Source organism: Methanosphaerula palustris E1-9c (assembly GCF_000021965.1).
Classification (GTDB): Archaea; Halobacteriota; Methanomicrobia; order Methanomicrobiales; family Methanospirillaceae; genus Methanosphaerula; species Methanosphaerula palustris.
The window spans coordinates 660,766-674,655 of sequence record NC_011832.1 but is presented as its reverse complement, the minus strand read 5'-3'; the positions used below and the strand labels follow the sequence as shown (position 1 = coordinate 674,655).

Here is a 13,890-nt window from a genome sequence, read left to right as displayed (position 1 = left end):
ACTAGATCAGACCCCCAATTGTGTAACTATGATCATCTATCTCAATGGAGCATATGTCCCAAAGGAGGAGGCCAAGGTCTCTGTTTTCGATCACGGTCTTCTCTACGGAGACGGAGTCTTTGAGGGGATCCGGGCGTACAGCGGCCGGATATTCCGCCTCGAGGAGCACCTCGACCGGATGTACGACTCGGCCAAGACGATCGACCTTAAGGTTCCTATCTCAAAGGAGGAGATGGCCGAGGCGATCAAGGAGACGATCCGGAGGAACAACCTCAAGGACTGCTATATCCGCCCGATCGTCACCCGTGGCAACGGGGATCTCGGCCTCGACCCCCGGAAGTGTCCGGTTCCGACCGTGATCGTCATTGCGGTCGAATGGGGAGCGATGTACGGCGATCTCTACGAAAAGGGGCTGACCGCGATCACGGTCTCGGTCCGGCGGAACTCGGCCGATGCGCTTCCGCCGAACGTGAAGAGTCTGAACTACCTGAACAATATTCTGGCCAAGATCGAGGCCAACTACAAGGGCGGCGATGAGGCGATCTTCTTCGACACCAACGGCTACCTGGCCGAGGGGTCAGGGGACAACATCTATGTCATCAAAAACGGCGTGCTCTTCGTCCCGCCGACCGTCAACAACCTGCGCGGGGTCACCAGGCTCGTCGTGCTGGAACTGGCCGTCTCCCTCGGGTTCACGGTCAAGGAGCAGAACATGGGCTACTTCGATCTGTACACCGCCGACGAGGTCTTCGTCACCGGCACAGCCGCTGAGGTCGCTCCGATCGTGACGATCGACGGCCGGTCGATCGGGAACGGGCGCCCCGGCCCGGTGACGTCCCAGATGATGAAGGCGTTCACCGCTGTCACCGATAAAGAAGGAACTCCGGTCTACTGATCACGGTAGCCGGCATCACAACCTATTTATTTCCGAGCGTGAGATTAAGTAGAGCAATCGCTGCCATAGTGTAGTCCGGCCAATCATGTCGGCCTTTCACGCCGACGACTGGGGTTCGAATCCCCATGGCAGCATCCGATTTTGTGATTTCGTTTTTCAGAAGAGTTAAGGCTGGGTCTGTCACTCGTGGGAGTACGTCCGATCGAGTGACGGGATGATGCCGATTCAGGTGGTGCCGACCCGTCATCACCACGGATTGCTGGAGGAGAAGAGATCAGCCGGTCCGCAACATTCTCTGCGCTTGTTGAAAGCAGGCCACGTCGTACTGCGAGACAGCATGCGGACTGTTGGCATGCTCGAGAGACTGCCCGGCTCCAGCATAAACGGTTGTCGCGTGAGCGAAACCTGCCGTGGTGAAAACCGGTGGCGCCACATCCCCGCCAGGGAAAATTTCCTCGCAGTTTTGATTGGGTTGGCCCTTACTTGTCGTATGGGGGTCGGCTACACCAACGGAAACGACAACGATCCCTCCGATGAGCAGCAGGATCCCCAACACCAGTTCTTTCGTCATATCCATACCCCTCACCCCGAAACGGGGCAGGGGCTGAGAAGGGAATATTCCACGTATATATCTTCCACAGTCTCAAAATCGACCGATCTCCAGCGTGTTGAAAGAGAACGGTGACGTCAGGTTCACCGTCACGCCATTGATCGTGCATACGGTGACCATGCCGGCACCGCTCCCATCGCCGCTGATCACCAGCAGGATCGATGGATCGCGTCGAGAAAAAAAGGGGGAAGGGAGGATTCTCCCGGCCTACTGGACGATGAATTGACCAAACATGAGTGTTGGATGCACGTCGCACCGGAAGAAGTACGTCCCCGGCGTGCTCGGTGCGGTGAAGGTGTAGGTCGTGGTCGCCGGACCTGTGATGACCGATCCTTTAAAGATGGTGGTAGCGGCTGATGAATCCGTGTACAGCGCGAAGTTGTGCGGCATCCCGGAGTCCATGTTGTTGAAGGTGACCGTGACCTGCGCCCCGGCAGGAACTGTGATCGTTGACTGGTTGAATGCGAGGTTCTGGGCCGTGAGATTGATCGAAGTGTTGAGGCTGGCAGGCGTCGTCGCCGTGGTTGTGACCGAAGTCGTAGTCACCGTGGTCGTAGTTGTTGGGGTTGACTCCGCGCTGGCATTGCCGATGGGGACGAGGCCGGAGGTATTCGCGGGGACCATCTTCCAGACTTCGCCCGAGTTCTGCGGCGTGATTCCGGGGCCGCCGTTCTGGTTTATCAGGACGAGGACCTCATGGTCGGCGTTCTCGTACATACCTCGAATGAAGGCATTGATCCGGCCGTTCGCGTTGTTCGCGACGGTCATCTCCGAGGTCGTCCACATCGTGTTCTCTGCTGCGGTCAGGTTCGCTGCATCATCGGGCAAGGTCGTCAAATCAAGGCCGGCTGGTGGAGTGGCGACGAGGAGCGTCCCGTTGCCCGTGGAAAAACTGTTGGACCAGGTGCCGAAGATGTACGATCCCTGAAGAGAGGAAAGGATGCTGCCGCGGTAGACGATGCCACCGACGATGACGTTGCCGACGTCATGACCGAGTTCGACCACCGGGCCGATCAGTGGCTGCCCGCTGTAGCTGGTGATCCTACTGCTGGTGTTCGGCACCTCTGTGTCGTTGGCCGGGTCGAAGCTGTGCGTCCCCTCACGGATGTTCCAGGGGTAGGCGCCACCTTTGTAGATGACCTGTGCGGACTCAAAGAGATTCTGCCCGGCCATCGCAATGAACATCCGGTTGCTCCCGCCCGAGTCGAAGGTGGCGAAGGCCGGGTTGCGGAAGCCGTAAGCGTAGATCTCAGGCCGGATGGTCGCGTTCGAGAGGAACGGGTTATCCGCCGGGATGCCATACTCCTTGCCCGGGCTCGTAGTGTCCACATCGATCCGGATCACCTTGCCGAGAAGCGTGGTGAGGTCCTGGCTGTTGCCGATGCCCGGCGTATGGCCCATGCCGGTGTCATCGGCACCTCCTCCATCACCAAGGGTCAGGTAGAGGTAGTGGTCCGTCGGCCCGAAGAGGAGGATACCGCCGTTGTGGTTCTCGTACGGCTTGTCGATCTCAAGGAGGATCCGCTCTGATGACATGTTCACCTGATTCGGGTTATCCGGCGAGACCTGGAACTCGGAGAGGCGGTTGGTGCAGGACCAAGCAGGGTCGGCGCCGGCACGGAGCGGTGCGCTATAGTAAGCATAGACCTTTCCATTCGTCGAGAAGTTCGGGTGGAACGCGATCGAGAGGAGCCCCCGCTCGTCGTACGCCGAGCTCAGGTTGACCATCCGATCGCGGACGTCGAGGAACGGCTGGTCGATGACGGTCCCGTTCATGTAGAAGATCTTTACGTACCCGTTCTGGTCGACGAGGAAGAGCCGGCTGCTCCCGTCATCGGGATTCGCGACGAAGAGCGGCGATGTAAAGTTGCCGGCGATGCGCTGAAGGCCGATCGGCACGGTAGGTGCCTTCAGCATCGTCGTGGACAGATTCGCGGTGGAGGTCGCGGCCTCGGATGAGTTCTGGTTCGTCAGGTCGGTGGTGTTCGTGACCAGGGTTGGGGTCACGTTACCCGTGGGTGTTGGAGTGACATTACCCCCGCCCCCGTCTGATGTCGGCGTTGGAGTCACGTTACCTGTGGGTGTTGGGGTCACGTTGCCCTCGGGCGTCGATGTCGGAGTCAGGGTCGGGATAATGGTCGGTGTTGGAGTGCTCTCGGTTCCACCACTTCCCTGCGCCATCGCAAGGGCCATGTAGTCGAGGTTCTGCGAATCTCCGACAAACTGGAGCCGGATGTAGTGACTCCCCGCCGTCAGGCTGATGTTGGCCGTCGCGTCCTCGTAGATATCGAAGGATTTCGTGTCCGGGACTTTGACCTGCGCCTCCAAGACGCCGTCAACCCAGACCCAGACCTCGCGCTCAGCCCATGGACTTGAGGCATGGAACGTCGCCAGGTACTTTCCAGATTCCTGAACGTCGACCGTGTAGATCAGCCATTCAGAGGACTTGACGAACGCGACCACATGCCCGGATCCGCCGGTCTCGATGTCGACGTCATCCTGGCGATAGGCACCCCCTTCATTACCGGGGGTCCGGTCGAACCAGGCAATTCCCTGGCCGCCGGTGTCGTAGTTCTCTGCCTCGATCATGCCGGGGATCGCGGATGGGGTTCCTGTAAATGGATGGAACAGGTGCTCCGTGGAGGTTACGTTCCCGCTGGGGGAACTCGTTCCCGTGGGGATTGCCGCCACGGTCAATGCCACCATTGCCATGCAGAGCACGGCGATGAGGGCAATCGTACTTCTCTTCATGGGTGGCTCAGACGGCCCCTTATTATATATAAATTTTCTCAGAATGAGACCAGTCATTACGTTCCCGGGGGCGGGGGTTGACATACACTCTCGTGTGACAGTCCCTGATGCACTCGGGGACTTTGCAGGAGACCGGGAACAGCAGGTTCATAACCCCCGGTGGAACCTAAAAACCCGCTTTGAGTCCGTCGCCGAAACTCAATCCTGGAAAAAATCAGAAATAATCCAAACAGAAAACGTATCTGCACAGAAATCACCGACAACAACCTCCTGACATCAGTCGCAGGGTGTCGACCACGAAGGGATAATTATCAGATCAGAGAAAGAGCAGGACGTATGGATGATGTCAGGGAGTATGCCCACGCGGGTGATCGAGGTGGTATGGCAGTCGGGGCACGCGGTCTCGGTCTGGTTCGAGCGACCGGAGGGGTTCTTGTACCACCCCGGGCAGTACATGTTCATCACGCTCGCGAGGGGCGGAGAGAACCAGGTCCGACACCTCACCATCTCGAGCAGTCCAACCGAACCGATGCTCGATATGACGAAGGAACTGACCGGCCACCCGTTCGCCGGGGGACGAGGCGACGACCCGGATCGGCAGGGTCGGGTCTTCTTCATCTCCGGGCCGGCGGCCACGGTCGACGCGATGACGACAATTTTAAGAGAGATGGAGGTGCCGGAAGAGCAGATCCGGCATGAATACTTCCTGGGTATTGAAGCGGTCGAACCGACCTGATCTGGTGGAGACTCGCAATCAGAGGCTGGTAGGCCCAGGGGAACGGGAAGGAACGTCATGACCGAACTACACCAGCCGCACCACACTGCACGGGTAGCTCACGGCCAGCACGCCGGTCGGGATATCAAGAACCACGACACCTCCCACCCCAACCCTCGTGCCGGCTCCAATCGTCTCGAAGGTGCCGCACCACGCAGCGCCGAGCCGCCGCTGGTCGTCCTCATTCCTACCCAAACCTTTGAAGAGATGCTTTTGTCGACAGGTCCACGTCCGTACCTGCAAGAAGTCCTGGGTCGCCGGTATTGAAGATTTCCCTACGAACACCTTCTCGTGTTCGGCATTCTCCGGCGCCATAGTCTTCCACTCAGTCATGTTTCTCCCCATCACTGAAGGGATCGTCAACCCTGTCTATTGAGGTGGATGGAAGAGATCACGCAGTACTCCCCTCCTTGCACGGAGAGATACCAGACAGTGATGGTGGGCATACAAATTCTATCGCAGCAAATACCAAAAGTTACAAACTAACCGTAAGTTATAATTTAACCAGAGGTACATATTGTTGTGTGGTGCCAATGGATACCTGGAACACCGATCAAACCCATCAGCCGTCTTCATCGAAACCAGGTGAACGGACCAAGGTTATTGCCATCAACTCAAGCCCTCGCAAGGAGAGGGGAAACACCGCCCTGATCCTCAACCCACTCCTCACAGGGATGAAGGAAGCAGGTGCAGACGTCGACCTCTATTACACGGAAGACCTCTCGGTCCTTCCCTGCCGGGGTGACTTAACCTGCTTCTGCCGTCCATCAGGACGATGCATTCAATCCGACGATATGGAATGGCTGATGCCGGAGATCCGGGAGGCCGATATCCTGGTCTTTGCATCACCTCTCTACGTCGACGGGGTCAACGGGCCGATGAAGACCCTCATCGACCGGCTGGTCCCCCTCCTGCATATGTCTATTGAAACCCGGGACGGCCACAGCCGGCATACCCCGAAGGACACGAAGGTGCGCCGGATCATGCTGGTCTCCAACTGTGGTTTCTGGGAGAGGGACAACTTCGATCCCCTCATCATGCATATGCAGGCCCTCTCAAAGAACATGAACGCGGAATTTGCCGGGGCGCTCATCCGTCCCCATGGAACGTTCATGAGAAGTGCGGCAGCGCTCGGACTTCCCTTTGAAGATATCCTGGAGGCCGCCGGAAAGGCAGGTCATCAGATTGTGGAGGATGGGATCATCGCAGAGGAGACCCTGGCCACCGTCAGCCGGGAGATGCTCTCCTACGAGCAGTTTATCCAGATCTCCACCCCGATGATTGAAAGCCTGACAGCAAAACTCGGCAGAGAGGACCGGTCATGAAAATCGGTGCGCCAGGTCTACAGGTATCCCACCAACCCGATATCACCATTTTACACGGAGCATACGAATGAAAGTACTCGCCATCAATGCAAGTCCCAACCGAGACAAAGGAAACACCGCTTTAATTCTCACCCCGTTCCTTGAAGGAATGAAAGAGGCAGGGGCTGAGGTCGACATCGTATATCCCAGAGATCTCACGATTCAGCCCTGCACCGGCTGTTACACCTGCTGGTTGAAAACCCCTGGCCGGTGCATCCATGACGACGACATGACCTGGCTCATTCCAAAGATGAGGGATGCGGACATCCAGGTCCTGGCCTCACCGATCTATGTCTGGGGCGTCACCGGACCGATGAAGATCATGATGGACCGAATGGTCTCACTGGTCCAGCCGTTCATCGAAGAGAGTGACGGCAAGATGCGCCACCTCCAAAGGGAGGAGACAAAATCCCATCAGACGGTGCTCGTCTCGAACTGCGGCTTCTGGGAGATGGACAACTTCGATCCGCTCCTCGCCCAGTTCAAGGCCAGGAGCACGCACGGAAACGTGCAGTTTGCCGGGGCGCTCCTCCGTCCCCACGGGCCGGTCCTCAGGGAAATGATCGAACAGGGCGCACCGGTCCAGGACGTCCTCGATGCAGCCCGGGAAGCCGGCCGCCAGCTCGTTCAGGAGGGAAGCATCAATCCCTCACTGCTTAAAACGATCAGCCGCCCGCTCATCCCTAAGGATGAATACCAGAAGATCTCCAACCAGAACTTCTCAGAAATACTCAAAAAAAACCTGTGAGCGGCACAGATAGATCTGTACTGAAAGAAGTGTCCTGAAAGGAAGTACCTTTTTTCCAGTGGCACGAGAATACCTGGGAAGGTGTTCATGAGAAATAACAGGGATAAACAGATCATCAGTTCTGGCAAAACCAGAACTCAGATCAGAGGGTAGGGATCTCAACAATGGCAATAGCAGACAGGAGACAGCGGGAGAAGGAGCAACGGAGAACTGAGATCCTCGAAGCAGCCGAGCGACTCTTCTTCTCCCGTGGGTATGACGATGTCGCTATGAACGATATCGCTCAAGAAGTCGAGTTGAACAAGGCAACCCTGTACCTCTATTTTGAAAACAAAGAGGCGCTCTTCTCGGCGATCGTCCTGAGAGGATTTGCCCGCCTCAACCGCATGTACCACGAATGTATGGAGATGGAGGTCTCCGGCATCACCAGGGTAGGGCTCTTAGGGGACGCATATTACCGGTTCAACCGGCAGTATCCGGATTACGTCAGGACTATGCGGTATTATGGATCAGAGCGATTCCGAAATGACACCAGCCCGGAAGCTGCCGAGATCCTTGCGGCATCGGGAGAAGCCCACAATCTCATCTGCTCAGCGGTGCAGCAGGGGATCGACGACGGGACGATCCGGAACGATCTCGATCCGATGGAGATCACGCTCTACCTGATGATCACCTTCATGAGCATCCTGTCACTCGGAGAGAAGTGGATAGCCCTCCTTGATGAACGAGGTATCAGCAGCGAGGCGTTCGCCGGGAATTTCCTGCGGTTCATCGGGCCGGCCGTGGAAGCCCGGACACCCCCACAAGACGCCGGCATAGACGAGAGAAAATCCGACGATCGAGTCTGAAACCAGAGACGATGCTTCAGAGGGAATGAAAGAGCGCCACCATGTCGTTGAAGTCGACCCGATTGTCCTCGCTCTGATCGAAGGCGACGAGTGGCTCGTTCTCTGCGATCCAATTCAATTGATTGAAGTACAGGACCATATCGTTGAAATCGACAGAACCGTTGCCGTTCATGTCCTTGTACCGACCATCACGATCCATGAGCACCGGGGTTCCCGAGAAGAGGACGGATCGTATTTATTTCAGTTTCGGCAAGGACCGCCGCCGGGTCGAGGCGGTATGCTTCAAGACCGAGCGGATGATCGGCCAGAGCATACATCCTCGTATGGAACACTGGCGAAGATCGGTACATCCCTCATCCGACGCCCCCACGGCGAGGTTCAGAGTATTGAATAGATCGCGAACCCGGCTTCCTCAAGGAACTGGGGAATCGTCCGGACGACGTCCCGGTCCTTCTCCCTGACATCATCAGAAAGTCCCCTCCAGGGGATGAGGTCGGGATGCACCTTCCTTTCATCGTCATGCACCACCCCTGCGACCCAACCATTCCGCTTCATCTCCCTCATCCAGCGGTCGTGCTCCGTCCTTGCGAGCAGTTCAACCTGGGTATCGGTGAAAGCCATCACAACGCGGTCGACACCCATAGCCTTCGGCATGATCCCACAGTTCACCATCCGCAGTTTCTGGCGGATCTCCCGCGCCTGGTCACGGGTGGACTCCCTGAACTCCTCCGGGAGTGTCTCCCAGGGTAATGCCATCGGTGGAAGTTGACCTGCAGGGCCGGGGGTCACATGGGCCAGGTATTCTGCATGGATGGCCAGGGCCATGGGTTCCACCATGCGCTCGAAGAGGATGTCCTGCAGCATCAGCAGCCGGAAGAGGTCCGCATCCACATGAAGCGCGAGCTGTTCTATCGGCGGTATCGATGCAGGAGCGAAGATCTTCTTATCGGTCAGCGTGCTCATCTCAACAATCGCCTGCATCGACCGCACGCCGTGCCGATAGGCGGGCACCTTCAGAAACGCCCGAAGGACCCCTGAATCGATCGGGACCATCCCGGAAGCGGTGACCAGATGTTTTGCCGTCCGCTCGATGATCGAGCGGAGGAGGAGTGCCCGTCGCACCAGATACCGACCTTCATCGTCCGGGCCGGCGTTACACCCCCGGATGTCAATCCGTCCCCGAAGACGGCTGATGAAATCGGTTGCCTTCGCATCCTTCAGCACAGGGTCATCCGGATCAATAACCCTCTTCGCGAACTCATCGAATGAGATACTCGTCCCGCCGGCGAAGACGAAGACCGCCCGGCCGATCGGATGCGACGATTCGCCGTCCTTGAAGATCCCGTCCTGCATCGGGGCGAGGAAGAACCGGAGCCATCCGAGCGGCTGGTCCCCGAACCGGGCGTCGAACTCGTCGAAGAAGACAAGGGGGATCTTCCCCTCAAGGGACGCATCCCGGATCAGATGAAATGCACCGACAAGATCCCGCGTCGATTCGAACTGCGACAGGTTGAAGGTCATGGACTCGATCTGCTCCGGGGCCAGCCCCTTCGAGAGCTCGCTGACCCCGAACGACTTGCCCGAGCCAGGGGGGCCGAAGACGGCAAACGAGAGTGGTCGGCGGATCTGCGTGTTATTGATGTACTCCACCAGCAGGTTCCGGATGCTCTGGTAACTCTCGATCTCGTCCCGGTCGACGACGACCAGGTTGTTGAACCGGGCGATCGGGACGGGCCTCTGCAGCGCCCCCACACCTTCCCGCACGATTCGGCGGGCGATATCCTCGAACTGTGTCTGTTCGAGGTGGTGGAGGATCGTCCAGTGAGGGTCGTCTTCGAGGGCCTGGAGATCGTCGAGGTCGACGCGTTCGATCATACCGTCCTCGGGAACAGGGTCAGTAAAGAGTTCGGGCCCGGGATACGTGGGGTTATGCGGGTCCGTTCCGTACCCGAGGCGGAAGAGGCGGCGGGAGGCGATGATACCCTCCCTGACACCGTCGAGGATCCCGACCTCCCCATCGCGGGCAAGACGGCGGGTGAGGGCGGCGATAAAAGCCGGGGTCAGTCCCTGCATATCGCCAGGGTACTGACCCTGATCCTTGTAGGCGTCCTCGTACCCCTGAGGATCGAAAAGGAACGTTGCGACCGATCCTTCCCCAGTGCGCCGGAGGACCAGCGCACCGTCGATCCCGATCCGAATGACCAGGGTCGCGACCGCAGTCAGCGGGCGGAGGGCCGGGTTGTAGGCGATCTGCCAGGCGAGGTCGGTGACGGTCCGTTCCCATGAGAGCCGGCGGCTGATGTTCGCCCCGAGGGTCCGGAGATCATTGGCCGAGATCACGACGATCAGGCGATCGGCATGATCGTTGAGGAGGAGGTCCCAGAGTTTACCTTTAGCAAGGGGATGACCCATCTTCAGGACGACGAAGGGCCGGGATTCAGAGTTCCTGATGATCGAAGGCCAGGCGGTTTCCTGATCGCGGAACCCATTGCCGGCGTCGTCAAGGACGACGATGGTCGCATCCTCAGGATCGTCATTGAGTTCAGGGATGACACCAGTCCCGTCAGCTGGCCCCGAGTAACCAAGATACTGCTGGACGCGGAGGACTGTACTATCTTTTCGGTCCGGATCAGTTCCAACCCTGGCGAGGGAGTGGAGGACAGTAGCGGAGGTAGAACCCATCAGATCTCCGAGATTGTAAGTATGCACAGGATCGTCAATCGCTGCGACGAGCATCTGGGCGACAAGCAGGGCGCCACCGGGGAACTGGTGCCAGCGATAACCGGGGTATTTACGCCAGTTCAGAGGGTCGTCCTCCCTGAGGGGGGAGTCGACCTGCAGCCAGTCGAGGGCGATATCACCGGCGACGACAATCTTCGGGGGTTCCTGATCCATGGTCTCTCTTTCTCGTGGCGGATGATAGTATCTCTTGACTGAAATGCTCACTGGTTCAATAACGGGAATTATCGATATGGATGGTTTCAGGCTGTAGTCTCCCGTCGGCAGGTCCCATTCAAAATATCCCGAACGATACAAAACGTTTTTTTCCACCTGCTTTGCTGCATAGTCTTATTACCCACCTCTGCACGATTTTTGATAGATTATTTCCATGGCGCGTCATCACCCGTTCGACTCCGCGACGACGAACGTCAACCAGCGGAAGATCATCAGTCTCCTCATCGTCCCTTCGTACCTCGTGATCATCGCGCTCCTCTTCCTCACGGACAGAACGGCTGTCTTTGCCCAGCCCCTCCTCCTCCTGCTCCTGAACTCGATCTTCCTCGGCCTGATCCCCCTGTACGTCGCATATGTCTCGGTTTTATCGTTTCAGCGCAGCGGTCTCGTCAATATCCTGATGATGGGCGCCGGGATGCTCTTCCTTGGCCTGGGTGCCATCGCCACAGGACTGGTCGGGCTCCTGCCGGATTCATCCAATATGAGCATCACTATCTTCAACCTCAGCGCCGGAATCAGCGCCTTTCTCCAGTTTGCTGGCGCGCTGATAGCGCTGGTCGGCTGGACCTTCCGACCGGCCGGGCGCCGAACGGTGATCGCAGCAACGGTGTACGGAGTGGTCGTCACGGGGTCCGCCGGGTTCATGCTCGCCGCCCTCCTGGGGCTGACCCCGACGTTCTTTGTCCCGGGCTCCGGCTCGACGATCTTACGCGACTTCGTCCTCGCTGGCGGGATCGAATTCCTCCTGCTCGCATCAGGGCTGTTCTTTGTACTGTTCCGGAAGCGTGACGAGGATTTCTTCTTCTGGTATTCCATCGGTATGGCGATGATCGGCCTCGGCCTCCTTGCCGCGACCATCATCATGGTCTTCGACGGTCCGCTCAACTGGGCTGCTCGGATCGGGGAGTATCTCGGAGCCTGTTTTATTCTCGTCGCGTTCATGGCGCTCCAGCATCGGGCGTCGACCGGGAACGTCTCAGACCAGGAGATGCTCACGAGGTTCTTCGCCGAGGCTGAAACCAGGTACCGGCAGTTGATCCAGACAGCCGTCGACGCCATCATCGTCCTCGATCCTGCATTTCGGGTCATCCTCTGGAATACCGGTGCTGAACGCCTGTACGGGTATACATCAGAGGAAATGGTCGGCAGCCCAATCTCCTGCATCTTCCCCTTCGAACAAAAGGAAGAGATACTCCACCAACTGGAAAAAATCAGACAGGGGGAGACGATCGAGCGTGTTGAGACCGAACGGGTCACAAAAGACGGTTCACGCCGACTGATCTCCCTTTCACTCTCTCCAATCCTGAGCAGTGATGGGGATTTTATTGGGATATCAGACATAGCCCACGATATCACCGAGCGCCAGCGGTTCCAGAATGAGATCCTGAAGGCAAAGAACCGGTGGGAACGAACCTTCGACGCCGTTCCGGATATGATCGCCATCGTCGACAAGCATTTCCGGATCGTTCAGGTGAACAGGGCGATGGCCGACAGTATTGGTATTTCGCCCGAAGAGGTAGTGGGGATGACCTGTTATGAAGTTATTCATCACTCCAGCACCCCCCCGACCATATGTCCACACCAGAAACTCCTCCAGGACTACCAGAGTCATTCAACGGATTTGCATGAGGATACCTCGAACAAGGACTTCTTCCTGACCGTATCTCCAATCCAGGATCCTCTGGGTAACGTCCGCGGAAGCGTTCATATCCTCCGGGATATCACCGAGCGAAAGCGTGCAGAAGAGGCTCTGATCCGTTCAAACGAGGAACTCAACGAACTCAACGAGGAGCTCACCGCCACCGAGGAGGAGATGAAGATGAACAACGAGGAACTCATGACCGCCGAAAAGATGCTCCGCGAGAGCGAGGCGCGCCTCGCCCTTGCCCTCGACATCTCCGGGATGGGGACGTTGGACTGCGACATGGTCAACCACACCTCATGGCGGTCCCTCCGACACGACCAGATCTTCGGGTACAAGACGCCACCATCCACCTGGAACCTGAAGATCTTCATCGACCACGTTCTTCCTGAAGACCAGGAGATGGTCAGGAAGATTTTTTCCGATGCCTTCGCAAGCCAGAGCGACTGGCGCTTCGAATGTCGGATACGACGGACTGACGGCGAGATCCGATGGATCGAAAAGACAGGTCTGGGACAGTACGACGATGCCGGGCGTCCGCTCCGGGTACTCGGACTTCTCCTGGACATCACCGAGCGAAAACAGTTCGAGACAACCCAGAAAAAGTATGCCGAGAAACTGATGGCAAGCAACGAGGAACTGCAACGGTACGCCTACGTGGCGAGCCACGATCTCCAGGAGCCACTGCGCTCGATCGTCAGTTTCAGCCAGCTCCTCGATCGCCGATATAGGGGGAAGCTCGATAAGGACGCCGACGAATACATCAAGTTTATCGTCGATGGCGGGGTGCGGATGCAGGCCCTGATCAAAGACCTGCTCCAGGTCTCCCGGATCGAGACACAGGCACAGCCGCTCGCCCCCACCGACGCGAATGCAGTGGTCGCCGATTCCATTCGCTCGCTTAAAACACCAATCCATGATAACAATGCCAGGGTGACCGTCGACCCGCTGCCGATCGTCATGGCCGATCCGTCACAGCTCGAACAGATCTTCACAAACCTGATCGGGAATGCGATCAAGTATCATCGTCCAGAAATGCCGCCAGCGATCACCGTATCAGCAGAGCGACACGGCAACTGGTGGGAGTTCTCAGTCAGGGATAATGGGATCGGGATCAAGGCTGAGTTCTTCGACCGAATCTTCGAGATGTTCCGCCGGCTCCACACGATCGACGAGTACGAGGGGACCGGGATCGGACTTGCGATCGTCAAGAAGATCGTCGAACGACACGGAGGCCGGATCCGGATCGAGTCAGAGCTGGGTGAGGGGAGTACATTCTTCTTCACGCTGCCGGTGGTGTAA

Annotated in this window: 12 protein-coding genes and 1 tRNA gene; 7 read left to right on the top strand and 6 right to left on the bottom strand. The window is 57.8% G+C overall.

All coding sequences use genetic code 11. The features are described from left to right. The first annotated feature begins 28 nt into the window (after positions 1–28). Both ilvE and MPAL_RS03410 read left to right on the top strand, forming a co-directional pair. Positions 29–895, top strand: a complete 867-nt coding sequence (ilvE, locus tag MPAL_RS03415) for a branched-chain-amino-acid transaminase (RefSeq protein WP_012617363.1) — start codon at positions 29–31, stop codon at positions 893–895. Between the two features lie 59 nt (positions 896–954). Next, a tRNA-Glu gene (locus tag MPAL_RS03410) sits at positions 955–1,029 on the top strand. Positions 1,030–1,169: 140 nt separating this feature from the next. Here MPAL_RS03410 and MPAL_RS03405 read toward each other — a convergent pair. Both MPAL_RS03405 and MPAL_RS03400 read right to left on the bottom strand, forming a co-directional pair. Then, positions 1,170–1,466: a hypothetical protein gene (locus MPAL_RS03405; protein WP_012617362.1), complete on the bottom strand. Its 297-nt coding sequence runs from the start codon at positions 1,464–1,466 to the stop codon at positions 1,170–1,172. 246 nt (positions 1,467–1,712) lie between these two features. Beyond that, positions 1,713–4,256, bottom strand: coding sequence for a PQQ-dependent sugar dehydrogenase (locus MPAL_RS03400; protein ID WP_158303618.1), 2,544 nt, complete (start codon positions 4,254–4,256; stop codon positions 1,713–1,715). Positions 4,257–4,596: 340 nt separating this feature from the next. Between MPAL_RS03400 and MPAL_RS14175 the strand changes: the two genes are divergently transcribed. After that, on the top strand, positions 4,597–4,992 hold the full coding sequence (locus MPAL_RS14175) for a hypothetical protein (RefSeq protein WP_012617360.1): 396 nt from the start codon (positions 4,597–4,599) through the stop codon (positions 4,990–4,992). A 66-nt stretch (positions 4,993–5,058) separates the two neighbouring features. Here MPAL_RS14175 and MPAL_RS03385 read toward each other — a convergent pair whose 3' ends face one another. Further along, entirely contained in the window at positions 5,059–5,274 is a 216-nt protein-coding gene (locus tag MPAL_RS03385) for a hypothetical protein (RefSeq protein ID WP_148208116.1), read from the bottom strand. Positions 5,275–5,564: 290 nt separating this feature from the next. Here MPAL_RS03385 and MPAL_RS03380 point away from each other — a divergent pair, with 290 nt between their 5' ends. From MPAL_RS03380 to MPAL_RS03370, 3 genes are all read left to right on the top strand, one after another. Next, the gene (locus MPAL_RS03380; protein WP_012617358.1) at positions 5,565–6,356 is read left to right on the top strand and encodes a flavodoxin family protein; all 792 of its coding nucleotides are present in this window, start codon (positions 5,565–5,567) and stop codon (positions 6,354–6,356) included. Between the two features lie 67 nt (positions 6,357–6,423). Beyond that, positions 6,424–7,143, top strand: a complete 720-nt coding sequence (locus MPAL_RS03375; RefSeq protein ID WP_012617357.1) for a flavodoxin family protein — start codon at positions 6,424–6,426, stop codon at positions 7,141–7,143. 164 nt (positions 7,144–7,307) lie between these two features. Beyond that, positions 7,308–7,991, top strand: a complete 684-nt coding sequence (locus tag MPAL_RS03370) for a TetR/AcrR family transcriptional regulator (RefSeq protein WP_012617356.1) — start codon at positions 7,308–7,310, stop codon at positions 7,989–7,991. A gap of 16 nt (positions 7,992–8,007) precedes the next feature. Here MPAL_RS03370 and MPAL_RS03365 read toward each other — a convergent pair whose 3' ends face one another. From MPAL_RS03365 to MPAL_RS03360, 3 genes are read right to left on the bottom strand one after another with little or no spacing between them, the layout of a single operon-like run. Next, on the bottom strand, positions 8,008–8,190 hold the full coding sequence (locus tag MPAL_RS03365; protein ID WP_048145132.1) for a dockerin type I domain-containing protein: 183 nt from the start codon (positions 8,188–8,190) through the stop codon (positions 8,008–8,010). Beyond that, a complete protein-coding gene (locus MPAL_RS16115; protein ID WP_158303617.1) occupies positions 8,180–8,341 on the bottom strand; it encodes a hypothetical protein in 162 nt (53 codons plus the stop codon). The genes MPAL_RS03365 and MPAL_RS16115 overlap by 11 nt, the downstream gene beginning before the upstream one ends. 28 nt (positions 8,342–8,369) lie before the next feature. Further along, positions 8,370–10,886, bottom strand: a complete 2,517-nt coding sequence (locus MPAL_RS03360) for a RyR domain-containing protein (RefSeq protein ID WP_012617355.1) — start codon at positions 10,884–10,886, stop codon at positions 8,370–8,372. Between the two features lie 214 nt (positions 10,887–11,100). Between MPAL_RS03360 and MPAL_RS14170 the strand changes: the two genes are divergently transcribed. Then, a complete protein-coding gene (locus tag MPAL_RS14170; RefSeq protein WP_012617354.1) occupies positions 11,101–13,890 on the top strand; it encodes a PAS domain S-box protein in 2,790 nt (929 codons plus the stop codon).

Coding starts and splice junctions, on each gene's coding strand:
- ilvE (WP_012617363.1), top strand. CDS start 29: ATGATCATCTATCTCAATGGAGCATATGTCCCAAAGGAGGAGGCCAAG.
- MPAL_RS03405 (WP_012617362.1), bottom strand. CDS start 1,466: ATGACGAAAGAACTGGTGTTGGGGATCCTGCTGCTCATCGGAGGGATC.
- MPAL_RS03400 (WP_158303618.1), bottom strand. CDS start 4,256: ATGAAGAGAAGTACGATTGCCCTCATCGCCGTGCTCTGCATGGCAATG.
- MPAL_RS14175 (WP_012617360.1), top strand. CDS start 4,597: ATGATGTCAGGGAGTATGCCCACGCGGGTGATCGAGGTGGTATGGCAG.
- MPAL_RS03380 (WP_012617358.1), top strand. CDS start 5,565: ATGGATACCTGGAACACCGATCAAACCCATCAGCCGTCTTCATCGAAA.
- MPAL_RS03375 (WP_012617357.1), top strand. CDS start 6,424: ATGAAAGTACTCGCCATCAATGCAAGTCCCAACCGAGACAAAGGAAAC.
- MPAL_RS03370 (WP_012617356.1), top strand. CDS start 7,308: ATGGCAATAGCAGACAGGAGACAGCGGGAGAAGGAGCAACGGAGAACT.
- MPAL_RS03365 (WP_048145132.1), bottom strand. CDS start 8,190: ATGGATCGTGATGGTCGGTACAAGGACATGAACGGCAACGGTTCTGTC.
- MPAL_RS16115 (WP_158303617.1), bottom strand. CDS start 8,341: ATGTACCGATCTTCGCCAGTGTTCCATACGAGGATGTATGCTCTGGCC.
- MPAL_RS03360 (WP_012617355.1), bottom strand. CDS start 10,886: ATGGATCAGGAACCCCCGAAGATTGTCGTCGCCGGTGATATCGCCCTC.
- MPAL_RS14170 (WP_012617354.1), top strand. CDS start 11,101: ATGGCGCGTCATCACCCGTTCGACTCCGCGACGACGAACGTCAACCAG.